Raw genomic sequence first — 25,815 nt, 5'->3', positions numbered from 1 at the left:
CATGATGAAAAGCCGGTCCAGAAGAATCCTGGTTGCCTTGCTGTCGGTGTGCATCCTCGTCGCGGTCGTCGTGACATGGCTGGCAACGCGCACGCCTGCATCGCCCTTCGATGGCGTCGCCAGTAGCGGAGCGCCGTCGGCCGAGCTGGTCGGCCGCGGCGAGTACGTCGCCCGGCTCGGCGATTGCGTGGCCTGCCATAGCACGCCGGAGGGCGCTCCCTTTACCGGGGGCCTCGAAATGGCGACGCCCATGGGCTCGATCTTCGCGACCAACATCACGCCCGACAAGGAAACCGGCATCGGTGCGTACAGTCTGGCGGACTTCGACCGGGCGGTCCGCCGCGGCGTGGCGCGGAATGGGCACCGCCTCTATCCCGCGATGCCCTATCCGTCCTACGTCAAGCTCAGTGACGAGGATGTGCGTGCGCTCTACGCCTATTTCATGCACGAGGTGCGGCCGGTCCATCAGGAGAACAGGCGGAGCAACATTCCCTGGCCGATGAACATGCGCTGGCCGTTGGCGGTGTGGAATGCAGTCTTCACGGAATCGGGCAGCTACCGGCCTAAGGCGTCCGAGAACGCGGACGCGCTGTGGAATCGCGGCGCCTATCTCGTCCAGGGACCCGGTCACTGCGGTAGCTGCCACACGCCGCGCGGATGGGCGATGAACGAGAAGGCGCTCGACGAAACCAGCCCGCTCTATCTATCCGGCGCCTTGCTCGACGGCTGGTATGCGCCCAGCCTTCGCGGCGACGGGAATACGGGGCTCGGCCGGTGGAGCGAGGCGGACATCTATCAGTTCCTCAAGAGCGGACGCAACCGGCACGCCGTCGTCTTCGGTTCGATGACCGACGCCTACAACAACTCGACGCAGTTCATGGCGGACGACGACCTGAAGGCGGTCGCGCGCTATCTCAAATCGCTGCCTGGCGATCCCGGCAGGGATGGCGCGCCGTGGAAATACGAGGAGACGTCGGGCGGCGCCCTGGCCATGGGCGAGCGATCGAAGCTTCCCGGTACGCAGACCTTCATGGCCCGGTGCAGCGCCTGCCATGGGCCGGACGGGCGCGGGCAGGGACAATGGATACCGCCTCTGGCCGGGAGCGCGTCGTCCATGGCGAAGGAGAATGCTTCCAGCATCAACGCGACCTTGAACGGGTCGGGACGGGTGGTCGCCAGTGGCATCCCGGACGCCTATCGCATGCCCTCCTACCGGAATCAGCTTTCCGATCAGGAGATCGCGGACGTGCTGACTTTCGTGCGGACGTCCTGGGGCAACAGGGGGGGTACGGTGAAGCCGGAGGACGTGAAGAACCTTCGCGAACGGACGAATCCTGCGAGCAGCGAGGTCATCGTCCTGCAGATGCGTTGATGGTTAACGCCGCCGGCCGCATCCGATTATTGGCTGGGGCGGTCGGCGCACCGGAATCAGCGGCCTGCTGCCTGCGCGCTCGATAGCCGCCAGCTCGGTGCTGGCCATCACGGTACGCGGGTACGAAGTTGGCCGTATTGGCAGCCGGGGCTGCCGACGATGGTGCCGTCGGCGATTGATGAGTAGCAGCGCTAGTCGGGGACATTGGTGAGCTGACCGCGCGCGGTCAGCACATGGTGCGGGGAACAGTGTGTGGCGGGCGTGTGCCGAAGGCAGGGGCGAAGCTGTGCGGGATGATGTTGGGTCGCCGCGCGCCGGCCCTCGCATTGCGCCGTGCCTATGAGGGCGAAGTCATCAGGCGTGCTCCCCGCGCTCCACGCGCCGGCGTCCGCTTCCATGGCCGGATCGACATTTCTCACCCGGGTTCCGCGCCGAGAGGAGGGGCAAGTCGAGTCCTTACTCCTTACGCACGCCCTATGCCGAGACTTCCTGTGCCCTCGCGCAGGGGCGTCGGCGAAGCCCTCACTGCTGCGATACCGGCAGCGCAAAGGCGACCAGCTTCGTTCCCGGCTTCGTGCCGTAGGCGGGACGACCGCCTACGGCGACAACCACGAACTGGCGTCCGCTGACTGGGCCGCGGTAGGTCATCGGCGTTGCATTGGCGCTGGTGGCCAGGCGGCTGCTCCACAGTTCGCGGCCGGTGGTGGCGTCCAGTGCGCGGAACGTGTGCTCGGCCGCGCCTCCGATGAACACCAGCCCGCCGCGCGTCGTCACCGCGCCGCCGGCGGTCGGCGTGCCGATGGTGATGGGAAGCATCGTGCGTACGCCCAGCTTCAGCGGGCCGATGTCGCGTCCGGTGCCAAGCGGCTTGGACCACAGCAGGCGGCCGCTGGCCAGGTCCACTGCGCCGATCAGGCCCCACGGCGGGGCATTGCAGGGCGAGCCGAGCACGGAGAGGAACTGGGTGCGGTAGGCGCCATACGGCGTGCCCAACATCGGCTGATCGGTCTGGCCGCCCGCATCAAGGCCCGGCGCGATTTGGAAGTTGCGGCGCGTGGCTTCCGCGCGCGTGATCAGTTCGAGCCGGTCGGGCACCTGCGTCCAGTTGACGATCATGATGCCGCGATCAACATCGAGCGACACACCATTCCAGTTGACGCCCCCCATGGAGCCGGGATCGATCACGATGGTCTTGTCCAGTGTGACCGGGGTGAACATGCCTTCATAGCGCGAGCGCCTGAATTCGATGCGGCAGAGCATCTGGTCGATCGGCGACACGCCCCACATGTCCTTCTCGTGCAGCGGCGGGCCGCGGAAGGCCGGCAGATCGCTGGACTCGGGCTGGGTCGGCGACAGCCGCTCGCCGGCGGCGATGCCGCCCTGCGGCACCGGCAGCTCGCGCACCGTCTTGATCGGCTCGCCGGTTTCGCGGTCGAGTACGAAGATCTCTCCGCGCTTGGTTGGCTGGATCAGCGCATGGCGCACGCCCTGTGGCGTGGGCACGTCGGCCAGGGTCGGTTGTGAGGCGACGTCGTAGTCCCAGATGTCGTGGTGGGTGGTCTGGAAGCGCCAGCGCAACCGGCCAGTGTCGGCGTCCAGTGCGATGACGGAACTGCCGATGCTGTCGTCGAAGGGGCGCCGCTGCCCGCCGAAGGCGTCGGGCGTCGCCCCGCCTATGGGCAGGTAGACCAGGCCGAGCTGCTCGTCGGCGCTGATCGGCGCCCAGCTGTTGGGCGATGACGGCGTGTAGACCCCACCCGACGGCGGTGCGCCGATCCGATCAGGCACGCCGGCGTCATAGGCCCAGGCCAATTTGCCGGTCACGGCATCGAAGGCGCGGATCACGCCCGACGGCCCTCCCCAGTACTGGCCGTCAGGGATGCCGCCGCCGACCACCACCTTGCCGTGGATCACCTGCGGCGCCGAGCTGACGTAGAACAGGCCGTGCGGATAGGGCGCGATGCCTTGCTGCAGGTCCACCAGGCCGTCCTTGCCGAAGCCGGGACAGAGCTGGCCGGTGCGGGCGTCCAGCGCGGTCAGGGTCGGGTTGTGGCTGGGCGCGAAGATGCGCTCGGCGCACAGACCGTGGGCGCCGGGCACCTTGTAGTAGGCGACGCCGCGGCAGGGCTTGCCGGATGGCGGCTGGCCGTTGGAGACATTGCGTCGCCAGCGCACCTGACCGGTCTCGGCGTCAAACGCGTGCACGCCATTGTTGCCGTCGCAGGCGTAGAGCGTGTCGCCGATCATGATCGGGGTCACTTCCAGGGCATTCATCGGGCCGGGCACCGTCGGCGTCATCTCCGCTTCCCAGACCTTGGTCAGGCGGGCGACGTTGGACGTATTGATCTGGTCGAGCGGACTGTAGCGGGTGCCTCCCTGGTCGTTGCCATAGGCTTGCCAGTCGTCGCGGTCGATCGTCGCCAGCGGTTGCGGCAGCTTGCCTGGAACCTGTGCTTGCAGGCCGCGACGCAGTGCCGGGGGTGGCGCGGCGCCCGGCCCCAAGGCGTGGACGATGCCGCCCAGCGCCATTGCCACGATCAGTCCGCCGCCGAAGGTCGCCCAACCGTGGGTCCGCCATGGCGCGGGCCTGGTTGCCTGAAGCTTGCGAATCGACGGCAGCAGCCACAGCGCGGCGAGAACGAAAGGCGCAATGAGTCGTGGCGCAAGCTGCCAGCCGACGAAGCCTACCTCCCATACGCTCCATGCGACGGTCCAGAGCAGCATCGCGGCATACAGCCATGCGCCGCGTGCATCGCCGCGCCAGAGCAGCACGCTGCTGGCGAGGAAGGCCAAGCCGGTGAACACGTAGTAGAGCGAACCGCCGCTGACGGCCAGCACCACGCCGCCGACGACGAGCGGCAAGCCGAAGGCCAGCAGGATCAGCGCTGCGATGCGCCGAGGCCAGTGACGGGCGGGGACAATCCGAGTCGTCGTATCCGCGGGGAGAGGTGTGTTTGCGCCGAGCGATGTCATGACCGTCTTTCCGTTGTGATCGGCAAATCGCATACGCGGTTACCTGTTGCGTCGATGGCGCCAGCGGCTGAGCCGACCATGAAGGCGTGCCGTGATGGAGCGGCTTCGTCCGGCTCGGGCTCTTCAAGGAGTGGCACTTCTTCGGCACTCGATTCGATCGGCAGTCCAGTCCTGATCGGGTTTTTCATCGCAAGGTCTTCCCTGGAACGCGAAGGTATTGGCGGTCTGACTTCCCGGTGCGGGCTGGCTTGAGGCGAGGTTACAAACCCAATTTAGCTTGGCCTCTTTGTAGTTGGGGTGCGAATAAAGAGAATGCTTCTATGACCTGAGTTGATGAATGGCCAACTCAACGCGGGAGGTCGAGGCTTCATCGAACAAGATGATCACTGCCGCCATCACGGGCCCTCAAAATGTGGGCACTTGTCCGGTGCTGCCTTCATCAACGCACTCTGCTTCGATATATAGTCATGGCTACATGGACGGCCAGCCTGGTGCCCGGCGCCGTCTCTCCGCTCTGGCCGTGAACGCCAGTCATTAGCTCCATCCCACCGCGGCAACACCCAGGGGGCCATGTCCCGTTCTACCGACCGACCGGACTTCGACGACCTGTCCGCACGCCCCGGCCACCAACGACGTATCGGTATCTGGATTGCCGCGCTGGCGATGCTCGCGGCGGTTTCCCTGGGAACCTTGGGGCTGGGGCGTTATCCGGTCTCACCGCATGAAGTCTTGCTGGCCCTATTGGGCCGGCAAGACAGTCCGGCGCTGAGCGTGCTCCGCATGGTGGTGATCGAGGTCCGCTTGCCGCGTCTGCTGGCGGCAGCACTGGTCGGCGCAGCATTGTCGGTGGCTGGCGCCAGCTATCAGACGGTGTTCCGCAACCCGCTGGTGTCGCCTGGCCTGCTCGGCGTGCTCAGTGGTTCGGCCTTTGGTGCCGCGCTGGCCATCGTGCTGGCTGCGCATCCGCTGTGGGTGCAGGCGGCGGCCTTTGCCGGTGGGCTGACCGCTGCGGCCGTGGGCCTGGGCATCGCCGGCGCCCTGCGCAGCGGCAACGTACTCGCCCTGGTCTTGGGCGGGCTGATCAGCGATGCGCTGTTCTCCTCTCTGCTGTCGCTGGTGAAGTACGTGGCCGACCCCCAGAACCAGCTGCCGGCGATCGTCTACTGGCTGCTCGGCAGTCTGGCCCAGGTGGGTTGGGACGACCTGGACCGCTTCGCCGTGCCGCTGGCGCTGGGCACCGGCTTGCTCTGCGCTGGCGGCCGGCTGCTCGATGCCTTGTCGCTGAGCGACGACGAAGCGCGCAGCCTGGGCGTGCCGGTGACCGCGCTGCGCCTGGCGGTGATCGCCTTGGCCACGCTGATCTCGGCCCTGACCGTGTCGGTGGCCGGCATCATCGGCTGGATCGGCCTGCTGGTGCCTCACATGGCGCGCCTGCTGGTCGGTGCCGGTCATCGCCAGCTGCTGCCGTTGAGCGCGGTGATCGGCGCCATCGTGCTGATCCTGGCCGACACCTGCGCGCGCAGCGTGTCGGCTGGCGAGGTGCCGTTGGGCATTGTCACCCAGCTGTTCGGCGCGTTGGGTTTCGCACTGGTGCTGCGCCGGCTGCGGCAGGATGCGTCGTGAGCCCGCCGGCCGCCTCGCTGGCCTGTCGCCAGGTGGTCTTTGTCCGAGACCGCCGTCGGGTGCTCGACGATGTGTCGCTGACGGTGTCGGCGGGCGAGGTGGTGTCTCTGCTTGGGGCCAACGGTGCCGGCAAGAGCAGCTTGCTGCGCATCATGCTGGGCCTGCTGCGGCCGCAGGCCGGTGAGGTTAGGCTGGACGGGCGACCCTTGCCGCGGTGGTCGGCGCCGGCGCGGGCGCGGCGCATGGCCTACGTGCCGCAGACCCACGTGGCGAGCTTTCCCTATACGGTCGAGCAGGTCGTGGCGCTGGGCCGGCTGCCGCATGCCGGCCTGGGGCGGGCGCTGGGCGGGGAGGACCGCGAGGCCGTCCAGGCGGCCTTGCAACGCATGCAGGTCTTCTCGCTGGCCCGGCGCGATTACACCTCGTTGTCCGGCGGCGAGCGCCAGCGCGTGTTGCTGGCGCGTGCCCTGGCGCAGCAGGCGCCGATCCTGGTGATGGACGAGCCGATGACGGCCCTGGACTACGGCCATCAGGTACGCATGCAGGCGCTGCTGCGCGAACTGGCCAGCGAAGGCTACGCCATACTCAACACTACCCATCGGCCGGACGAGGCCTTGCAAGTCGCCACGCGCGCCGTGCTGTTGCAGCACGGCAGGCTGATCGCTGATGGACCACCGCAACAGGTGATCGATGCCGGCTCGATGAGCGCGCTGTATGGCGTTGCGCTGACCCAGCTTGACGCCAGTGCACAGCGCTTTTTCACCCATCGCCCTTGAGCGTCGGGGAGGCCGCCAGCTAGATGGATACCACCATGGACAAGCCCTCTCATTCCCTTCTTCGCTGGCTCGCTGTCGGTGGCAGTGCGCTCTGCATCGAGGCGCTGCACGCTGCCGGGACCATGCAGGCGGCGCCGTCGGCCACCGACGGCCATCAGGCCAAGACGCTCGATACGGTGACCGTGCAGGGTACGCAGGCGACCAGCAATGGCCTGCGCGTGGATGCGGCGCAGTTGGGGCCGCTCGGGTCTATGAGCCGGCTGGACACGCCCTATACGGTCAACGTGGTGCCGCAGGCACTGATCGACGATCAGCAGCTGAAGAGCATCGCCGATGCCCTGCGTTACCTGCCTTCGGTGCAAGGCGACGGCGTGCGCCCGCAAAGCCGCGGCGTGCAGGGCAGCGTGGTGCAGAACAGCCGGATCGACGGGCTGAACGCGGTGTCCACCACCGACTACCCGATCGAGCAGTTCGACCGCATCGAGGTACTCAATGGCCCGGCCGGCGCGCTGTACGGCCCGGCCAATCCGTCTGGCAGCTTCGACTACATTCTCAAGCGGCCGACCGAGCAGCGCCTCAACCGGTTCACCCTGGGCTATAGCACGGCCAGCCGCCGACTGGCGCAGGCGGACCTGGCCGGCCCGATCGGGCCGCTCGGCTACCGGGTCATTCTGCTCAACGAGCATGGCGGCAACTACACCGATGGCAGCCGCCTGCGACGGCAGTTGGCCAACCTGGCACTGGACTACCACTTTTCGCCCGACACCGTGCTGGAGAGCAACTTCAGCCATTACCGTTACGTCTCCAAGGGGCTGCCGGCCACCTTTGCGCTGGCCGCCGGCGTACATTTTCCGTCGCCGCTGGATCCCGCACGCGCGGCCTATGCGGTGCGCAGCGGCGGCAACGACAACACCACCGACACCGGCAGCCTGGAGTTCAGGCACGCCTTCTCCGACCAATGGCGGCTGAGCGTGGGGCTGCTGCGGCAGATCGCCGACCGTGAGTCGACTGGCCCGACCAATACCCTGATCAACCAGGCCGGCGCCTACCGCACCACCATCGCCACCGGTGCGGCCAGCCGCTTCACCATCACCAGCAACACGCTCTACCTCAACGGCAAGGTGCACACTGGCGAGATCGAGCATGCACTGACCTTCGGCAACAGCGGCTTCGACTGGAACAACTACAACCCCCGCAACGGCGGCACCGCCACGCTGGGCGCGGCCAGCCTGGCCCATCCGCAGTCGTTCCCGTTGATCGGCGTACCCGACTTCACCCGCCGCTATCAGAGCGCGGCCGCCCGGCAGCAGTCGTTGATCGTCGGCGACGACCTGACCTTCTCGCCGCGCTGGTCGGCGCTGCTGGTGGCCAGCCAGAGCTGGCTGGCCAGCCACAATTACAACCTCAGGGGCGTGCAGATCAGCCGTTCCTCCAACGATGGCGTATCCAGCGCGGCCAGCCTGGTATTCAAGCCGCAGTGGAACATGAGCACCTACCTGAGCTACGCCGACAGCCTGCAGCAGGGTGATACCGCTCCGGTGGGCAGCAGCAACGCCGGCAGCATCCTGGCGCCGTTCCGCAGCAAACAGTGGGAACTTGGCTACAAGCTGGCGCTGGACAAGCTCAACCTCAGTGTGGCGGCCTTCCAGATCAAGCGCCCGTTCGCCTTCACCCGGTCCGACGGCGTGTTCGGCGTGGCCGGGCAGCAGCGCAACCGCGGCGTCGAACTGATGACCGACGGCCAGGTCAACGAGGAACTCTCGCTGTTCGGCGGCGTGGCCTGGCTGGATCCCAAGTTGTTCGACACCGGCAATGCCGCTACCGAGGGCAAACGTATCGTCGGCCTGGCCCACGCCACCGCCAACCTGCTGGCCGAGTATCGCCCGAGGGCTCTGCCCGGCCTGTCCACTTCGATCAACGTGCACTACGTCAGCGCGCGCCCGACGGACAACGCCAACCTCCACTCGGTCAGCGCCTACACCACGCTGGATGTGGGCCTGGGCTATCGCATGACGGTGCGCGGGCAGCCGGTGACCTACCTGCTCAACATCAACAACCTGACCAACCGACGCTACTGGACCAACATCGTGCCCGGCGGCCTCAATGGTTATACCGGGGCGGGCAATGCCAGCGCCTCGCCGGGCGCACCGCGCGCGGTGGTCGCCTCGGTGCAGTTCCAGATCTGAGCCCGCATCAGGAAAGTGCCAAGCATGCGCTCGATTTCCCACCCACGGCCAAGGTCCCGCGTCTTTCGACCTCACGCGGCGAGCTGGCTTGCTGCGGGCCTGGCGGTCCTGACACTGCCACTGCAGGCGGCTGCGCCGACGCGGCTAGCCGATGCCTGGTTCGCCCACAATGCCTTGCTGGTAATGCTGGGCCAGGCCGACCACGTGGTGGTCACCGTCGCCGGTCCGAAGGCGTTTCCCTGGATGTATCGGGTGGCGCCGCAGTTGTCCCATGCCACCCTGGTCGAGGGCAGTACGATGAATGCCGAGGAGCTGTTGCGACTGGGCACCCAACTGGTGTTCGTGGCCCCGGCCGATCCGTCGACGCCAGCGCTGCAGCGCGCCGGCCTCGACGTGGTCAAGGTCGGCTTCAACAGTTTCAGCTCGATGCTGGACTGCCTGGCGCAGACCGTGCAGGCGCTCGACGACCCGCGCGCCACTCGGCGCGCCGAGGCTTATCGAGACTACCTGCAGCAGGTGCTGGCCGACACGGCGCGCCGCACTGCGGCGATCCCGCCGGCAAGGCGCCCCCGCGTGCTGCATGTCGTTTCACTGGCGCCGCTGAAGGTGGACGGCCAGGGCACCATCATCGACGAGTGGATCCAGCTGGCCGGCGGCCGCAACGCCGCCGCAGGCCTGCACGGCAACATGCAGCCGGTGTCGATCGAACAGGTATTGGCCTGGCGGCCTGACCTGATCATCCTGGCGGCCGATGCCGGCAACCTGGCCGATACGCCGCAAGCCACGCTGTGGCGCAGCTTGCCGGCGGTGCAGCAGGGCCGGGTCTACCACAACCCGCGCGGCGTGTTCCCCTGGGACCGCTACGGGCCCGAGTTGGCGCTGCAGGTGCTCTGGGCGGCGCAGTTGTTGCGCAGCGGCCAGGTCGATCAGGCGGACATGCAAGCGCGTGTGCGCGACTTCTATGCCCACTTTTTCGATTACCGGCTGTCGGACGACGAGGCGCGGCGCATCCTTGCAGGCCTGCCGCCAGGGCCCTGATCAAGGCAGCGCGGATGCGCCTCCATCGGTCGGTCTTGCGGACCGGCCCTGCTGCTTTGCGCTGATAAAATCGGATGCATCCATACGCAGGATAGATAAATGCCTCGGCAACACTACAGTGATCTTCTCGCGTTGGTCGCGGTCGCGCGCGAGCGCAGCTTCACGCGCGCGGCTGCGGAGCTGGGCATGTCGCAGTCGATGCTCAGTCATACGATTCGGCAGATGGAAGAGCGCTTGGGCGTGCGTCTCCTGACGCGCACCACGCGCAGCGTATCGGTGACGGAAGCAGGCGAGCGGCTGCTGGCCGTGATCGCGCCGCGGCTGAAAGACATCGAAGCGGAACTGCGTGGCGTGATGGAGCTGAGGGATGTGCCGGCGGGCACCCTCCGGATCACCGCCACCGACCACGCGATCGACACCGTGGTCTGGCCAAAGCTTGCCAAGGTTCTGCCGGCCTATCCGCAGATCAAGGTGGAACTGCACGTCGACTACGCCTTGAACGACATCGTTCAAGGGCGGTACGACTTCGGCGTGCGGCGGGGCAATGCGGTGGCCAAGGACATTCTGGCCGTGCGCATCGGCCCCGATCAGCGGTTTGCGATCGTGGGCACGGCCAAATACCTCGCCTCGCATGCCATGCCGACCAAGCCGGAAGACCTGCTGCGCCATGAGTGCATTGTGCTGGGGCCCCCTTCCCGGGGGGGCTTGCCTTCCTGGGAGCTCAAGCGAGGCCAGCGGACCATGCACGCCCGCGTGAATGGACGACTGGCGTTCAATGGCATCTACCAGGTTCTCAACGCCTCGCTGTCCGGCCATGGCCTGGCCTATGTGCCCGAAGACCTGGCTGCACCGTACCTGAAATCGGGAAAGCTATTGCCGGTATTGAAGCCGTGGTGGCGCAAGTTCCCTGGGTATTACCTCGTCTATGCAAGGCAGTCCGAGACGTCGCGCGCGATGCGGGTGCTGATCGATGCGCTGCGGCACCGGCCTGCTTCCTCGGCCGCGCGCCGATAGCGGCGTCAGGCCATGTACGCGGCCAGCGAGTCCATGGGCACGTGCAAGGCCTTGTCCGCCGCAAATGCCTCGAGCAGGTAATCCACCACCACCCGCACGCGCGGAGCGATCAAGGCGCGGTGCGGGTACTGGATCACCATTTCGTAGGCGCCTGGGTGGTGCAGCCGGTACATGACGACCTTCAACCTGCCGGACACCAGGTGCCTCCAGGCGAGATGAACGGCGACCTGCGCAACACCGACGCCGCCGAGCGCCGCTTCGACCAGGGCCTCCGGCGCGGACAACGTCAGAACGGCCGTATCGGAGGGGTCCAGGGTGGTGATGCTGCCGTCGGCGGCCGCGAAGCTCCAGGAATCGATGCTCCCGCCCAGGAAGCGGCGGGCGATCAACCTGTGTCGGCGCAGATCCGCGACCGCGCGCGGCACGCCCTGGTGCGCGAGGTAGTCGGTCGACGCGACGAGTACCGTATTGAGGCGGGACACCGGGCGTGAGATCAGGGCGGAATCCCGGATGTGTCCGCCGCGCAGGGCGAGGTCGTAGCCGTCGCGAACCAGATCGACCATGCGGTCATCGAAGTCCACGGCGATGGACAAGCCCGGGTGGCGGGACAGGAGCCCGGGGAGCACGGGCATCAATTGTCCTTGCCCGAGCGCCACGCTCGTCGAGATGCGGACGCGCCCATGGGGCTCGGCGCGTCGCGCGGCGACGGTGTCGACGGCGGCGTCCAGCGCCTCGAGAGCGATACGGGCTTGCCGAAGAAACGCCGCCCCCTCGTCGGTGAGCTTGAGCGAGCGCGTCGTGCGATTGAGCAGGCGGACCCCCAGCGACTTCTCCAGGGTGGCGACGTTCTTGCTGACCGCGGCCGAGGTCACGCCCAGCGCGCGGCCGGCAGCGGCAAAGCTGCCGGTGTCCGCGGCCTGGATGAAAGAAAGGATCGCGCGTACCCGATGCGGAGAATCCATGCTGCGCCCCCTGCCGTATTGCCGAACGGCGGCCTCAATTATCAACTATAAGTTTATTCCTAATCAACCAATTCGATACTTCTTGTTGATTGAGGCGGCGCGCATGATGGGTACAACACTGCACTGCCCACTAGGAGAAATGCATGTCCGTTTCCATTGTCTACGACAGCGGCTACGGCCACACCAAGAAGCAAGCCGAGGCCATCGCCGCGGGCGTTGGCAGCGTCGCCGGGGGCGAGGCTCGACTGGTTGCTGTGGCCGATGGCCCGGTCGACTGGGAGGCGCTCGCCGCCAGCGATGCCATTGTCTTTGGTTCGCCGACCTACAACGGCACGGTCAGCGCCCGCTTCAAGCAGTTCATGGAAGACTCGACGAAGACCGCGTGGGTGCCTCAGATCTGGCGCAACAAGATCGCCGCCGGTTTCACCAACTCCGGCTCCATGCACGGCGACAAGCTCAACTCGCTGGTCGCCATGGCGCTGTTCGCGGCCCAGCACGGCATGATCTGGGTCGGCCTTGACCTGTTCCCGGGCAAGAGCAACGAGGAGCTCAACCGCGTCGGTGGCTGGCTGGGCGCCATGGCGTACTCGAAGGACGAGTCGCCGGAACTCTCGCCGATCAAGAGCGACCTGGAAACGGCGCACCATCTGGGCAAGCGCGTCGCCGAGCTGGCCCAGCAGTTCAGCGCCGGGCGCGGTTGAAAGAGGGCGGGCGCCATGGAAACCCTGGGATATGCCGCTCCCTCCGCGACGGAGGCGCTGGTTCCGTTTCCGTTCGAACGTCGCGAGCCGCGCTCGGACGACCTCGTGCTGGACGTCCTCTACTGCGGCGTGTGCCACACCGACCTGCACTTCGCCCGCAACCACGGCGGCGTTACCCGCTACCCGGTGGTGCCCGGCCACGAGGTCATCGGCCGGGTCACCTGGGTCGGCAGCGGCGTCACCCGCTTCAAGGTGGGTGACACCATCGGCGTCGGCTGCATGGTCGACTCCTGCCGGCACTGCGACCCTTGCCAGCAGGGCTTCGAGCAGCATTGCGCGGAAGGCGCCACCTTCACCTACAACGGCACCGACCGGCACGACCGCCAGCCGACCTACGGCGGTTACTCGAAGCGGATGGTCGTGTCCGAGAAATTCGTCCTGCGCATTCCCGAGGGGCTCGACCTGGCCGGTGCGGCGCCGCTGCTGTGCGCCGGCATCACCACCTGGGAGCCGCTGCATCAGTGGCAGGCCGGCCCGGGCAAGCGGGTCGCCGTGGTCGGGTTGGGCGGGCTGGGCCACATGGCCCTGAAGCTGGCCAAGGCGCTCGGCGCGGAGGTCACGCTCTTCACCCGCTCGCCGGGCAAGGAAGCCGACGCGCGGCGCCTGGGCGCCGACCATGTCGTGCTGTCGACCGATGCCGAGCAGATGGCATCCGTCGCCGGCCGCTTCGACTTGATCGTGGACACTGTCCCCTACGAGCACGACGTCAATCCGTACCTGCCTACGCTGGCCTTCAACGGCACGCTGGTACTGGTCGGCTACATGGGACCGCTGAACGCGCCGGTCTCGGCGGGCGCACTGGTGTTCGGGCGCAAGGCCATCGCCGGCTCCTTCATCGGCGGCGTGGCGGCGACCCAGCAGATGCTCGATTTTTGCGGCGAGCACGGCGTCGTCTCGGAGGTCGAGGTGATTCCCATCCAGCAAATCAACGAGGCCTACGAGCGCATGCTCAAGAGCGACGTCAAGTACCGCTTCGTCATCGACTTGGCCTCCCTGCAGGATGAGCCCGAACACGCGTGAGACGACGTGGACGAATGGCGCCGCTGGGCGCCATGGCAGGGGCGCGCCGCAAGTGCCCGTAGTCGCAGTGGCGACACCCCCGCCGCTATTGCAGATGAGCCGCCGTCTCGTCGACCCTCGCATGCCATGCCGGGTGCGGGGACGTTGAACGAACCGCCACGCGAAGCCCCTCAACTACTGACGGAGAATTCCATGTCAAAGGCAGACAACATCGCCCTCGCTCGCCGGCTCTACGATTCCGGCGCCGCCCCGGACGTCACCCGGGAGATCCTGGCTCCAGACCTCGTCTGGGACATCACCCCAGGCTTTCCCCGCGGCGGTGTCTATCACGGCTACGACAGCACGATGAAGGATTTCTTCGGGCAGTTCGTTCCGCTGTTCGCGTCCTGGAGCACCCAGGCGCAGGCATTCTACGGCGACGACGAGAACCACGTCTTCGTGACCGGCCAGTATCACGGGGTCACCAAGAGCGGGAAGAAGGCCGACGTTCGCTTCATCCATTTGTGGACCGTGCGTGATGGCAAGCTCGCCGCGCTCGAGCAGGTCGCCGACAGCCACCTCGTCCAGCAAGCCCTGGCAGCCGATGGCTCCGGAGCAGCGTTGTTGCCGTAATCGCGTTGCCGGTTCCGGCCGCGCAGCCCGGCCGCCGCCGTCAACCCGGTCGATGCCATGGTGCGCCGCGGACAGGCTTTCGTCGCCGGCGCCGAGCCGCCTTATGTCCCGGGCATGGAGGCGGCGGGCGTGTCGAGCGGATCGGCGAAGGCACCGCCACCGATTTGTGCGCCGGGGACTGCGCCATGGCGATCGCGATGGCCAACGACAAGGGATCTACCAGGCGTAAGCTTTCGGCGCCTCACCGCCCGGTCCCGGCCAGATCTCATCCAGCTTCGCCAGCGTCTCCTCGGAAAGCTTCAAGGTCAGCGCATGGAGGTTCTGTTGCAGTTGCTCAACCGTGCGCGGGCCGCAGATCGTGGAGGTCACGGCCGGGTTGTGCAGCAGCCAGGCCAGGGCCACGTCGGAAGGCGTCTCGCCCAGTTCGTCGCATAAGGCTTCATAGGCTTCCAGTTGCGGGCGCAGCCGGGTGATCCGCTGTTGCAGGTTTGGCGTGGCCCGACGCCCCTTGGCGATCTTGTTGCCCAGCACGCCGCCCAGCAGCCCCATGCCGATGGGGCTCCAGGGGATGAGGCCGATCCCGAAATAACGCAGCGCAGGGATCACTTCCAGCTCGATGGTGCGCTGGGTGAGGTTGTAGAGACTCTGCTCGGATGCCAGCCCCAGCAGGTGGCGTGCTGCCGCCGTGCATTGCGCGGTGGCGATGTCCCAGCCGGCGAAATTGCTGCTGCCAACATAGGTGATTTTGCCCTCGCGGATCAGTTGCTCCATCGCCTGCCAGATTTCCTCCCACGGCGTTGCGCGATCGACGTGGTGCATCTGGTAGAGGTCGATGTGATCGGTCTTCAGCCGCTTGAGGCTGGCCTCGCAGGCCCGCCGGATGTGGTAGGCCGACAGGTACTTGTCGTTCGGCCCGGTATCCATCGGCTGGTACACCTTGGTGGCCAGCACGATCCTGCCGCGCCGGCTGCCGTCTTGGGCCAACCAGCGGCCGATGATCTCTTCGGAGATGCCGTAGCCTTTCTCCATGTCCGGCGACTGCGGGCCGCCATAGACGTCGGCGGTGTCGAAGAAGTTGATGCCGGCGCCCAGCGCCTCGTCCATGATCCTGAAGCTGGCCGCTTCATCGGTCAGCTCACCGAAATTCATGGTGCCGAGCGCGATACGGCTGACTTTGAGGCCGGTGCGGCCAAGATGCGTGTAGTTCATCGGATATCACTCCTGTAACTGCCGCAGGCGGGGCCGTCCGGATGGCGCGGTGAGGGGCGGTGATCCGGGCGAGAGGCGGCTGTTGGCTGCCTCTCTATTTCCCCCGGGCGCCGCCGCAGCGATCGCCGTGGCAAGCTGGCGCCCGCTTTGCGGCATGGCCGCGGCCTTGGCGAAAGGCCGCGTCAAGGCAATGCGCTCACCAGGGTTGGTTCGCGGGGCCCACCGTGAACTCGTTGATCGTGGTGTCCTCGGGCTGATCGATCGCAAAGGCCACGACGTTGGCGATCCGCTCCGGGGAGATGCCGTACCTGTCGTAGATGCCCTGCATCTGGTTGAGCGTTTCCTTTTCGCTGATCGTCGTCAGCAACTCGGTATGGATGGCGGCCGGGTAGATCGTCGCCGTACGGATGTTGGTTCCTTCCATGGCCGATTCCATGCGCAGAACTTCCATGAAGTCACGCACGAACCATTTCGTTCCGCCATAGACGGCGCCGCCCGGATAGGCTTTGAGTCCGGCAACCGAAGAAGTCGCAATGACGTGGCCGGATTTCTGCTCCAGGAACGCCGGCAGCACCGCCGCCACCCCGTTCAGAACGCCTTTGACGTTGATGTCGACCATCTGGTGCCAGTCGTCGGTCTTCAGCGCGGACAGCGGCGAGTTGGGCATCAGGCCCGCATTCAAAAAGATGACATCCACGCGGCCAAACTCCTCTTTGGCCAGTTTGACGATGCTCTCGTTCTCCTGTGGCCTGGTCACGTCCAATTCCTGGTAGACCGCTTGACCTCCGCTCTGCCTGATTTGGTCCGTCAGCTGCTTCAGCTTCGCTTCGCGTCGTGCGCCGAGCACAACTTTGGCGCCCTTGCTTGCGAGCAGTTTGGCCGTTGCCTCGCCGATGCCGGAAGATGCGCCGGTGATGATGATGACTTTATCTTTGATCATGATGTTTTCTCCCAATCCAGGCTACGGCCAAGTCGGTGACGAAGCCGTGCTCAGGCGGCGTGCGCCGCCGTGCTGCGTGCGGTCATGAAGGTCAGGAAAGCGGAGATCGTCAGCAGCGCCGCGCTCACGACGAATGTGCTTTGGTAGCCGCGGTGGTCGAACAACAGGCCGCCCACGGTGGAGCCCAGCGCGATGGACATCTGCACCACGGCGACGAACAGGCCGCCGCCCGCCTCGGCATCCTTCGGGAAGACCCTGGCGATCCAGGCCCACCAGCCCACGGGAGCCGAGGTGCCCGTCAATCCCCACAGCCCAAGCAGGGCGACGACGATGGCGACCCAGCCGCCAAATGCGATCAGGGCCAGCGCCGTCAAGGCCATCAGCAGCGGGGTGAAGATCAGCGTCTGGTAAAAGCCCCGCTGCAGAACCCTGCCGACGAGTACGGTGCCGATAACGCCCGCCGCGCCGATCACGAGCAGGAGGAGTGAGATCGTGGCGCCATGCACTCCCGTGACCGTCTCCAGAAACGGCCGCACGTAGGTGAACAACGAGAACTGCCCCATGAACAGCAGGCTGCTGCCCAGCATGCCCACGGTGACGCCGGGGCGTGCGAACAGCGTGAATATCTTGAACACATTGCCGATACCGGGCGCACGCGCTGCGGCCTGCATGGACGGCAGCGTTTTCCATTGCCAGGCCAATGCAATCAGGGCCACCGGCACGAGGCACAGGAAGGCGCCGCGCCAGCCGATGACATTGCCGAGGTAGGCGCCCAGCGGCGCGGCCACTACGGTGGCCAGCGCATTACCGCCATTGACGATGGCCAGGGCGCGCGGCACATCGCGCGCCGGCACCAGCCGAATGGCCGTGGCTGCCGACATGGACCAGAAGCCTCCCACGACCACGCCGATCAGCGCACGACCCAGCATGTAGGTCGAGTAGTTCGGCGCCAGCGCGATGATGGCGCCGGATACCCCCATCGCGGCCGTCAGCCCCAGCAGGAGCGTCTTGCGGTTCAGGCTGCCGGCCAGCGCCGAAATGAACAGGCTGGTGAGCACGGCGAACGCGCCGGAGATGGCGATGCCCTGGCCGGTCATGCCTTCGGTGACATGGAGGTCCCTGGCCATGGGCGTCAGCAGGCTGACGGGCAGGAATTCCGATGCGATCAGTGCGAACGCGCAAACCGACATGGCGAAGACGCCACTCCAGGATGCCGAATGCACTTGTGTTTCATGGGAAGTGCCCGCGGGGGTTACGGTGGTTGTCATGAAAGGCCCTGACTTTTCAAATGGCTCAATGGGGAATCATGGAAAGCAGCGGTGGGACGCGGCAGGCACGCTCAGGCGGGCCTCGCCAGGTTCTTCTGGAAGAACGCCGTCAGCTTGTCCCAGGGAATCAGCCCCACGCGGTCGTACAGATCGACGTGGCCGGCCCCTGGAACCCAGACAAGCTCCTTCGGCTCCGCCGCGCGCCGGTAGGCGTCCTCGCTGAACTCCCTGGAGTGAGCCTGGTCGCCGCTGATGAACAGCAGCGGGCGCGGCGAGATCGTCTCGATGTCATTGAACGGGTAGAAGTTCATGAACTTGACGTTGCTGGTCAGCGTCGGGTGCGTGGTGGTCTGCGGCGTGGCGCCTGCGGGCGTGAACTCGCCGCGCGGCGTGCGGTAGAAGGCGTAGAACTCGCGCTCGATCGGAGTGGACTGCGCGGTCAATTCATGCACCGTGCCGCTGGTGTATTTGAGCGGACCGCCGGCGAACTCCACGTCGCGCTGGTGCGCCGCCTCGGCGATGATGGCCTTGCGCTGTTCCAGCGTCAGCGACTCGCGCAGCGCGTGTCGGTTGACCGCGCCCATGTCGTACATGCTCACGGTGGCGATCGCCTTCATGCGCGGGTCGATCTTGGCCGCGCTGATGACGAAGCTGCCGCTGCCGCAGATGCCGATGGCGCCGATGCGCTCGCGGTCGATCATCGGCTGCGCGCCGAGGAAATCGACCGCCGCGCTGAATGCCTCGGCGTACAGGTCCGGCGAGACACGGTTGCGCGCCCCCTCGCTTTCGCCCCAGCACGGCAGGTCGATGGACAGCGCGACGAAGCCGCGCTCGGCCATCTTCGTGGCGTACAGGTTCGCGCTCTGCTCCTTGACCGCGCCCATTGGGTGCCCGACGACCAGGGCCGCATGCTTGGTCTTGGGGTCCAACGACTTGGGCACGTAGAGGTTGCCCGCTACGTCCATCTGGTACTGGTTTTTGAAGCGCACCTTCCGCACGCCGACCAGGTCGCTCGTGTAGAAGTTGTCCGCGTCGGCGGGTTTCGCTGGCGCCTGTGCCTGGGGTTGCGCGGGCGATGCGGCCAGCGCACCGCCGGTGATCGATAGCACGCCCAGCGCGGCCACGCCGGTGCCCACTGCGCTCAGGAAGTCGCGCCGCTTGATGTCTCGCGGGTCAGACATGGTTGTATTCCTCATCGATGCAAATCAGGCGGTCAAGCTCGGCGCGCTCGATCCGCACCTCGTACGGTCCGGGTTGCGCCAGGATGGCCAGGCCCTCATCCAGCTTGCCCAGCGGCGGCAGGCTTCACGAATAGGGAGCAACCCTTGATGAAAATCGCCAAGTTGTCCTAATGCACGTAGCTGGTCGGCTCGCCGGCCATGGGAGGCCAGCCATCAGGCGCGTCCCGTGCGGACAGCTTGTGCGATGGCTCCGACGGCAGGCATCGGGCGCGTCGTATCCATGTCGGGCATTTTCGCGGGCGCGCGAGACCTTGACTAGATAATGAAAACTTAAAGAAGCTATTAGTTGATCTAATTAATTTTCTTGGAAAACGCCATGGCCAAGCGCAACCTCAACGACTTGCTCGCCTTCGTGACGGTGGCCCGGGAAGGCAGCTTCACGCGCGCGGCCGCCGTGCTGGGCGTGACCCAGTCGGCCCTCAGCCAGACCATCCGGGCGCTGGAGGCGCGCCTCGATATCCGGCTGCTGACGAGGACGACGCGCAGCGTCGCTCCGACCGAGGCCGGGGCGCACCTGGTGCAGGCCATCGGGCATCGCTTCGAGGAGATCGAGGCGGAATTGGACGCGCTGACGGCCATGCGCGACAAGCCGGCCGGTACGGTGCGCATCACCTGCTCCGATCATGTCCTGCGCACGACGATCTGGCCCAAGCTGGCGCCCGTGCTCCGGGACTATCCAGACGTCAACGTCGAGTTCGATGTGAGCTACGGCCTGCGGGACATCGTCGCGGACCGCTTCGATGCCGGCGTGCGCCTGGGCGAGCGTGTCCACAAGGACATGATCGCCGTCCCGATCGGGCCGAAGCTGCGGATGGCGGCGGTGGCGTCGCCCGCCTACTTCGCCAGCCACTTGCCGCCGAAGACACCGGATGATCTGACGCGCCATCGTTGCATCAACCAGCGACAGGTCGGCGGTGGGCTCTACGCCTGGGAGTTCGAGCGTCGCGGCCGCGCGCTGGAGGTGCGCGTCGAAGGGCAGGTGACGATCAACACCTCGCCGCACATCGTGGCGGCCGCGCTCGACGGGCTGGGGATCGCCTTCTTGCCGGAGGCGGAGTTCGCCCCGTACCTCGAGGAGGGGCGCCTCGTGCGCGTGCTGGAGAACTGGTGCCCGCCGTTTCCCGGCTATCACCTCTACTACCCGAGCCGCCGGCATCCGTCGCCGGCCTTCTCGTTGGTTCTCGACGCGCTACGCGTTCGTAACGGCGCCTGACCGTTGCGGCGGCGGCGGCTACGGGGTGGTCGACGTCGTTCGCATTGCACTGGGCTACTCGGTTCTCGCAGCCGCTAGGTCGGCCAGTACCGATAGCGCGAGCGCGTGTGCATCGCGAGCCTTGGAGAAAATGCCGATCGGTGCCTTGATTCGCGCAATGTCGCGTTCGCTGTAGCCGAGCTCGGCCAGCGCCTTGATCCGGCGCTGATGTGTCCTGGTGCTGCCAAGCGCACCAATGTAGAAAGGCGACGCCGCGAGCGCCGCGCGGAGCGCCGGCAGTTCCCGGTCGAGATCATGGAACAGCAGCGCCACCGCCGAATCCGCGTCGATGAGCGTGGATGTCGAGCGAGCATTGCTGCCGTCGCTGACATGCACCTCATAGCAGGCCGCTTGCGCCAGCTTCGCCGTCGCCTCGACCTCAATGGAGCGGCCGTAGAGCAGCAAGCGCGTCCGCGGGCGGTAGCCAATGTCGAAGCACGGGCCGTTCCAGCCGTTGACGAGTTCCCGCGGAACGTATTCGAGCGTATTCGGGCCAGGGGCATAGCGCAGGCCCGCCGGAGTGCGCGCGTCGAGTGCCGCCAGCACCGCCAACAAAGGCTGCGGCGAACGCAGGACGTGGATATCCAGCGTGATGCCGCCGCCACAGGGCAGTACGATATCGAAGTAGGTTGATCCCTGCCCGAAGCTGACCCGGCGGTCTTCTCCTGCGGCGATCGCTTCGAGCGCTTCGGTGGCGACCGCGGCCTCCGTGCAGCCGCCGGAGACGAAACCGCAGTAGCAGCCGTCCTCCCGTACCGCCATCTGTGAACCTAGCCGCCGAGCTGAGCCGCCGCGGATCTCCACCAGCGTCACCAGCGCGGCAACGGCCCCAGACGCGATGGCGTCCACCGCAAAGCGCAGGATCGTGGCGCTGTCGTCGGTCAGAAAAGCGGGTCGTGGCGAAACGGACGTGAGCATGTGCTTCCGAGACTATCAGGGATATCGCACCCATAGGGGTGAATACTGTTGAGTGGAAGCATGAAGGCCATTGAATAACCTGTTTAGCTCCGACCCTCAGCCATGAAAAGGGCTGGCCATCCGCAGGACCGGTTCTGCATGGGGCTTGCACAGCATCATGGCCCGAGCCAGGCGCGGCACCATCTCGCGCAGGCGAAACCGGCGGTTGAAACGATACGCCGCCTCAGCCAGATAGCGCAGCGCGTACTTACCCTGACCAATGGCGTGGTAGCTCCCGCTGATGGCGCGTTTGACGTTGCCCAGCAAGCACGTTGACCCAGCGTGCGCCGCGCACCACGCAGGCCGCTCGTTCGCCGGCCGTTTCCAACACGGTGTGGGCATGCCCGGCGTCGGCCACGCGGCGGAAGCCGTGCAGACCGTCGCTGAAGACCTCGGCGTCCGGCGCCAGATGGCGCCGCTGCCAGTCCTTGAGGCTCTCATCGTCGAAGCTGCGCACCGGCTCGATGACCGCATGGGCCGGAGGCTCCAGCATGGCATCGGTCTCCACCGCGATCGGGAACGCCTGCTTGTTCGGCGAGCCGCGGCCGGGCTTGCCACCGTTGCATTCGCCGCCCAAGTAGGCGTCGTCGATCTGTACGAACCCGGACAACTGGCGCGGTGCCTCCCGCTCTGCCATGGCCTGCATGACCTTGTGCTTGATGCGCCAGGCCGCCTTGTCGTTCACGCCCAGGTGCCGCATCAGCTCCAGCGCGGCCAGGCTGGTCTTGGTCGAGGTCAGCAGGTGGATGGCCAGCATCCACGTGCGCAGCGGCAGCTTGGTCGCCTGGAAGATCGTGCCGCTGAGGAGGGTCGTCTGGTGCCGGCACGTGCGGCACTGGTAATAGACCTGCGCGCCGCGGCGGAAACGCGAGCGCCGGCGCTCGTTGCAGGCCGGGCAGCGGAAGCCCTGCGGCCAGCGCGCCCGGTACAGCGGGCGGTAGCACGTCGCCTCGGCACCGTACTGCTGCATGGACTCCACCATCGACAGGCCCGGCTGGCACTGCACACGATTCATCGCCATCGCGCCCCGCGTCATGCGGGGTTTCTTGTGGCCCGCGCCATCGAGCGAAAGGTTTCGAGGTCGGTGTCGGAGGCGTAGAAAGCGACGGCCTGTGCCGCCATGCACGCGCAGGAGACGGCCAAACTGCTGCAGGGACATGCCGCTGCCTGCTAGGAGCCGACCAGCGAATCTTTGGCGGCCGTCAGCGGTGGCGTTGCCACCGCCACGTTGGGATTTTGCGGCCCCGTGCCCGAGCGCCCGCCGTTCATCAGGGCGAACACCTTCGGCGCGCCGCGCGCCAGCACCAGGCCGAGCGAGATACCGATCGCCACCGTGACCAGCACGCTCGCCACCAGGTGCGCCACCAGCCAGCCGTCCGTGGCGGCGGGCAGCAGCGGCCACAACAGGAGCTTTACCTCGGCGATCAGCGGGTAATGCGCCGCGTGCAGGAAGAACGCCAGGCCGCCGTAGCGGGCGACGAAGGCGCCGAGCGGGGTGAGGGCGATCTGCAGGAACACACCCCAGCAGGCGACCACGCCCACCAGCCGCATCGCGCGGGTGGCCGCCGTGATGAGGTCGGGGCGGTCGCCGCTCATGTCGATCAGCCACGGTGCGAGGGTCCGCAGGGTGACCAGCGCCACGTAAAGCGCCATGACGGCCCAGGCCGTGCGGGCGCCGATGTGCAGCGGCGTGTTGCGCAGGCGCAGGAAGCCGCCCAGGTAGAAGAAGAACGCCACGTCGGTGCGGAAGAAGAGGCCCAGCCCGCTGCCCGCCAGCCACGCGACGCCCAGCACCGCCATGCCGAGGTAGGGCGCGCGCCGCAGCGACAGCCACAGCAGCGGACTGACCAGCGCCGTCACGAACAGGTCGCGCACGAACCAGAACTGGAAGCCGATCGGGTGCCGGGTGAGGCCGAACAGGGCGTTGGCGTAGTCCATCGCGCCGGCCCGGTCGAAGCGAATGTTGAGTTCGCCGAGCAGCGGGTAGTGCGGCCGGAGCAGGAACAGCGCGCCCAGCGCCAGCAGAAACAGCGCGTTCCAGCACACCATCGGCAGATAGAGCGAGGTGAAGCGCTTGCCGATGCGGTGGCGCAGGCCGGCACCGGCCGCGTTCGCATCGAAGGTGAAGAACAGCCAGCCCGACACCATGCTCAGCAGCGGCACCACGCTGAAGAAAAAGAACAGGATGAAACTGTTGACGAAGGTGGCCAGCGGGTTCTGCGCGAGGTCCACGCCGACGAAGGGCGACACGTTCGAATCGGGAAACTTCTGGTAGTGCAGGAACACCAGCCCGACGATGAGCATGATGCGGGCGAAGCTGATGACCTGCGATAGCTCAGCCGGCGAGGGCGCCTGGGCGCTTCCCCGGACCAGTCGGCCGAACGTTTCGCGATAAGCCAGGAAAGCCATGTTTCACCCCTGTGACCGATGAAGGGCGCGAGAGCGGGTGCGGATATAGTTGTCTAGTCGAGCGCGTAGGCCGTGGAGGCGGCGTTAATCCGCAGCGTGATAGGCCGTTTGGATGATTTCACCAACCTCGGCCGTGCGGCAGGCCGGGCTACAGACAGATCATGAGCACCGGCGTGGAAGGCTTCCGGGGCGCGTGGCCGGAGCAGCCCGAACACGTTCAGGCCACCCGGCCACACCAGCGGTCCGCGGCTAGAAGGCATGGGCCACGCCCAGCAGGAGGCCGTGCGTCACGCTTCGGCTGAAGCGTTCCCCGACGTAGTCGAGCAGGAGTGAGGTGCGCTGGTTGAGCCGGCTGCCGGGGCCGAGGTTCCATGCGAGCGTATGGCGGCCAACGTCCTGGCCAGCCACGTCGAACATAAGCCTGTGTTCTTGCGCGAACGAGGCCTGCAGCCTTCCCCGGCGGTCCTTGAACTCAAAGCCACCCTGGCGACCGAACGACGCCGGCTTCGCCCCGCGTCGCCGGCCTGTTCAGGGCTGGCGCACCGGTGGAGCCGGCGCAAGCTCGGTGACGCTCATCGACTGAATGATGGCCAGTCCGTCGAACGCCTCGGCCGTGATGCCGTTTGCGCCGTACGCGACCGCGCTCAGCGCGTGCTCGTCGCCGTTCACGAACATTTCCACCGAGCTACGGTCGACGATGACGTCCAGATCGATCACGCCATTGCGCGGCCGGACGCGGATCGTGCGTCCGTGGCGGTACACCTCGGTCAGCTGGTCGGCGATCGCATCCTGGTCGCGGACCATGAATGCCGTCTGGGTGGCGAAGTCATAGCCGACGGTCACGAAGTGCGTGCCGTCCGTCTTGAGCTTCAGCCGCACCTCCTTCGCCGGATTGGACAGGTCCTGCGCGATCGAGGCGCGCAATCGGTAGGCGGGACTCGTCGGCTGCGGCACCGCCCAGGTCTCGCCGTGGCCAATCAACAGCTGCTCGGTGCGGGCCTGCGCGCCCTCGAGCGCGTTGACCGCGTCGACGGGCCGCGAAGTGAGCGTGAGCCGGCCATCGATATCCCGCAGGTGCACCTCGCGCACGAGCGAGAGGTGGCTGCCACCCCATTCGCTGGCAGGAAGGCGGCGGGCATAGTCCCAATTGTTCGTCCAGCCGATGGCATATCGGGTGCGCAGCTGCTCTTCGGCGGCTTGCCGCGGGTCGGTCCAGGTGATGGCCGCGTAGAAGTCCGACCCGTTGTCGAGCCACTGGGGTTCGGCCTGGTCGGGGTGGAAATTCGTTCCGTCCCAGCTGCCGGTCCAATAGGCATAGCCGGAATTCATGCCGTAATTGAACCCGTTCGCACCGGTCGCAAGCACCCAGGTCGTGCGCGAGGGATCGCCGTCGACCGCCATGCGGAACAGCTCCGGGCACTCCATGATGCCGAGGTCGTCGCGTACGAACCCCGACAGGTAATTCCACTGCCGCAGGTTGGTGGAGGTGTAGAAGCCGACCTTGTGCGGCTCGGAGATGAGCATCAGCCAGCGCGAATGCTCCGCGTCCCAGGTGATCTTCGGATCGCGGAAGTCCGCGCCCTCCACCGGGCTGCGCAGGACGGGATTGCCCGCGTACTGCGCGAAGGTGTAGCCACCGTCGGTGGAGTAGAACAGCGACTGGGTCTGTACGGCGTTCAACTGCTGCGTCGCCACGGCAACGATCGCGCCGGCGCCGAATCCGGCCGTGTTGTCCACGTCGATGACGGCGCTGCCGGACTGGATGTCGCCGTCGCCGAGCGTGTACTTGTGGATCGCCACGCCCTCGTCGAACCAGTGGACCAGGTCGGTCGAGGTGACGTGGTACCACTCGGTGCCGTTCCCGTTCGGGTAATCCTCGTTGTAGAGGTAATACAGATGCCAGCGGCCATCGCGGAAAAACGGACGCTGGGGATCGTTCATCCAGCCGCTCGCCGAGGTCAGGTGCACGGCGGGACGCAGCTCGCCGAGCCCTGCGGCGCTCACCTGCAAGTCCTCGGCGGCGGCGGGTGCGTGGCTACCAAACATGCCTGCGAAGACGGCTACGGCTGTCACGGCAATGCGTTGCGCCCCTTGAGGCATAGGGGATCGGAATAGCTTGATGGTCATGGACGTGCTCTCTTCAGCTTTCTGTCGTGATGCCCGGCTGTCGTGCCGGGCGGCGTCAGGAACGCCTCTGGAGTC

Annotated in this window: 21 protein-coding genes and 1 pseudogene; 10 read left to right on the top strand and 12 right to left on the bottom strand. The window is 66.6% G+C overall.

The features are described from left to right. Position 1 precedes the first annotated feature (1 nt). A complete protein-coding gene (locus ACH65_RS00625; RefSeq protein ID WP_049620627.1) occupies positions 2-1,372 on the top strand; it encodes a c-type cytochrome in 1,371 nt (456 codons plus the stop codon). Between the two features lie 522 nt (positions 1,373-1,894). Here ACH65_RS00625 and ACH65_RS00620 read toward each other — a convergent pair. Both ACH65_RS00620 and ACH65_RS19500 read right to left on the bottom strand, forming a co-directional pair. Then, positions 1,895-4,345: an outer membrane protein assembly factor BamB family protein gene (locus ACH65_RS00620; protein ID WP_049620626.1), complete on the bottom strand. Its 2,451-nt coding sequence runs from the start codon at positions 4,343-4,345 to the stop codon at positions 1,895-1,897. Next, positions 4,342-4,533 carry a hypothetical protein gene (locus ACH65_RS19500; protein ID WP_153242414.1) on the bottom strand — a complete coding sequence of 64 codons (192 nt, stop codon included), beginning with the start codon at positions 4,531-4,533 and terminating at the stop codon, positions 4,342-4,344. The genes ACH65_RS00620 and ACH65_RS19500 overlap by 4 nt, the downstream gene beginning before the upstream one ends. Before the next feature lie 382 nt (positions 4,534-4,915). Between ACH65_RS19500 and ACH65_RS00615 the strand changes: the two genes are divergently transcribed. The 5 genes from ACH65_RS00615 to ACH65_RS00595 all read left to right on the top strand — a co-directional run bounded on the left by ACH65_RS00615 (position 4,916) and on the right by ACH65_RS00595 (position 10,982). Continuing rightward, positions 4,916-5,968, top strand: a complete 1,053-nt coding sequence (locus tag ACH65_RS00615) for a FecCD family ABC transporter permease (protein WP_082190062.1) — start codon at positions 4,916-4,918, stop codon at positions 5,966-5,968. After that, entirely contained in the window at positions 5,965-6,744 is a 780-nt protein-coding gene (locus tag ACH65_RS00610; RefSeq protein WP_049620624.1) for an ABC transporter ATP-binding protein, read from the top strand. The genes ACH65_RS00615 and ACH65_RS00610 overlap by 4 nt, the downstream gene beginning before the upstream one ends. A 35-nt stretch (positions 6,745-6,779) precedes the next feature. Continuing rightward, positions 6,780-8,930, top strand: a complete 2,151-nt coding sequence (locus ACH65_RS00605) for a TonB-dependent receptor (RefSeq protein WP_202594115.1) — start codon at positions 6,780-6,782, stop codon at positions 8,928-8,930. A 183-nt stretch (positions 8,931-9,113) separates the two neighbouring features. Then, on the top strand, positions 9,114-9,968 hold the full coding sequence (locus ACH65_RS00600; protein ID WP_237561408.1) for an ABC transporter substrate-binding protein: 855 nt from the start codon (positions 9,114-9,116) through the stop codon (positions 9,966-9,968). A 99-nt stretch (positions 9,969-10,067) separates the two neighbouring features. Then, positions 10,068-10,982 carry a LysR family transcriptional regulator gene (locus ACH65_RS00595; RefSeq protein ID WP_049620621.1) on the top strand — a complete coding sequence of 305 codons (915 nt, stop codon included), beginning with the start codon at positions 10,068-10,070 and terminating at the stop codon, positions 10,980-10,982. A 5-nt stretch (positions 10,983-10,987) separates the two neighbouring features. Here ACH65_RS00595 and ACH65_RS00590 read toward each other — a convergent pair whose 3' ends face one another. Beyond that, positions 10,988-11,944, bottom strand: a complete 957-nt coding sequence (locus ACH65_RS00590; RefSeq protein WP_049620620.1) for a LysR family transcriptional regulator — start codon at positions 11,942-11,944, stop codon at positions 10,988-10,990. Positions 11,945-12,087: 143 nt separating this feature from the next. Between ACH65_RS00590 and ACH65_RS00585 the strand changes: the two genes are divergently transcribed. From ACH65_RS00585 to ACH65_RS00575, 3 genes are all read left to right on the top strand, one after another. Beyond that, positions 12,088-12,645 carry a flavodoxin family protein gene (locus ACH65_RS00585; protein ID WP_049620619.1) on the top strand — a complete coding sequence of 186 codons (558 nt, stop codon included), beginning with the start codon at positions 12,088-12,090 and terminating at the stop codon, positions 12,643-12,645. Positions 12,646-12,660: 15 nt separating this feature from the next. Then, positions 12,661-13,725, top strand: a complete 1,065-nt coding sequence (locus tag ACH65_RS00580; protein ID WP_049620618.1) for an NAD(P)-dependent alcohol dehydrogenase — start codon at positions 12,661-12,663, stop codon at positions 13,723-13,725. A 192-nt stretch (positions 13,726-13,917) separates the two neighbouring features. Beyond that, a complete protein-coding gene (locus tag ACH65_RS00575) occupies positions 13,918-14,337 on the top strand; it encodes a nuclear transport factor 2 family protein (protein WP_049620617.1) in 420 nt (139 codons plus the stop codon). Positions 14,338-14,553: 216 nt separating this feature from the next. Here ACH65_RS00575 and ACH65_RS00570 read toward each other — a convergent pair whose 3' ends face one another. The 4 genes from ACH65_RS00570 to ACH65_RS00555 form a co-directional block, all read right to left on the bottom strand. Beyond that, a complete protein-coding gene (locus tag ACH65_RS00570) occupies positions 14,554-15,546 on the bottom strand; it encodes an aldo/keto reductase (protein ID WP_049620616.1) in 993 nt (330 codons plus the stop codon). Between the two features lie 196 nt (positions 15,547-15,742). Further along, entirely contained in the window at positions 15,743-16,486 is a 744-nt protein-coding gene (locus tag ACH65_RS00565) for an SDR family oxidoreductase (protein ID WP_049620615.1), read from the bottom strand. A 50-nt stretch (positions 16,487-16,536) separates the two neighbouring features. Continuing rightward, positions 16,537-17,754, bottom strand: coding sequence for an MFS transporter (locus ACH65_RS00560; RefSeq protein WP_082190061.1), 1,218 nt, complete (start codon positions 17,752-17,754; stop codon positions 16,537-16,539). A gap of 71 nt (positions 17,755-17,825) precedes the next feature. Continuing rightward, a complete protein-coding gene (locus ACH65_RS00555; RefSeq protein WP_153242413.1) occupies positions 17,826-18,935 on the bottom strand; it encodes an alpha/beta hydrolase in 1,110 nt (369 codons plus the stop codon). Positions 18,936-19,311: 376 nt separating this feature from the next. Here ACH65_RS00555 and ACH65_RS00550 point away from each other — a divergent pair, with 376 nt between their 5' ends. Then, positions 19,312-20,208, top strand: coding sequence for a LysR family transcriptional regulator (locus ACH65_RS00550; protein WP_049620613.1), 897 nt, complete (start codon positions 19,312-19,314; stop codon positions 20,206-20,208). 54 nt (positions 20,209-20,262) lie between these two features. Here the strand turns inward: ACH65_RS00550 and ACH65_RS00545 are convergent, their stop codons facing one another. The 5 genes and pseudogenes from ACH65_RS00545 to ACH65_RS00530 all read right to left on the bottom strand — a co-directional run bounded on the left by ACH65_RS00545 (position 20,263) and on the right by ACH65_RS00530 (position 25,740). Continuing rightward, the gene (locus ACH65_RS00545) at positions 20,263-21,165 is read right to left on the bottom strand and encodes an XdhC family protein (RefSeq protein WP_049620612.1); all 903 of its coding nucleotides are present in this window, start codon (positions 21,163-21,165) and stop codon (positions 20,263-20,265) included. Between the two features lie 96 nt (positions 21,166-21,261). Beyond that, a pseudogene (locus tag ACH65_RS00540) lies at positions 21,262-22,225 on the bottom strand (IS1595 family transposase). Positions 22,226-22,374: 149 nt separating this feature from the next. After that, positions 22,375-23,613 carry an acyltransferase family protein gene (locus ACH65_RS00535; RefSeq protein WP_336884791.1) on the bottom strand — a complete coding sequence of 413 codons (1,239 nt, stop codon included), beginning with the start codon at positions 23,611-23,613 and terminating at the stop codon, positions 22,375-22,377. Between the two features lie 249 nt (positions 23,614-23,862). Further along, positions 23,863-24,030 carry a hypothetical protein gene (locus ACH65_RS19495; RefSeq protein WP_153242412.1) on the bottom strand — a complete coding sequence of 56 codons (168 nt, stop codon included), beginning with the start codon at positions 24,028-24,030 and terminating at the stop codon, positions 23,863-23,865. Positions 24,031-24,141: 111 nt separating this feature from the next. Beyond that, a complete protein-coding gene (locus ACH65_RS00530) occupies positions 24,142-25,740 on the bottom strand; it encodes a glycoside hydrolase family 32 protein (protein WP_153242411.1) in 1,599 nt (532 codons plus the stop codon). Positions 25,741-25,815: the final 75 nt, after the last annotated feature.

The organism is Frateuria defendens (assembly GCF_001182895.1).
GTDB lineage: Bacteria > Pseudomonadota > Gammaproteobacteria > Xanthomonadales > Rhodanobacteraceae > Frateuria_B > Frateuria_B defendens.
This window is presented reverse-complemented; position numbering and strand designations above follow the sequence as displayed.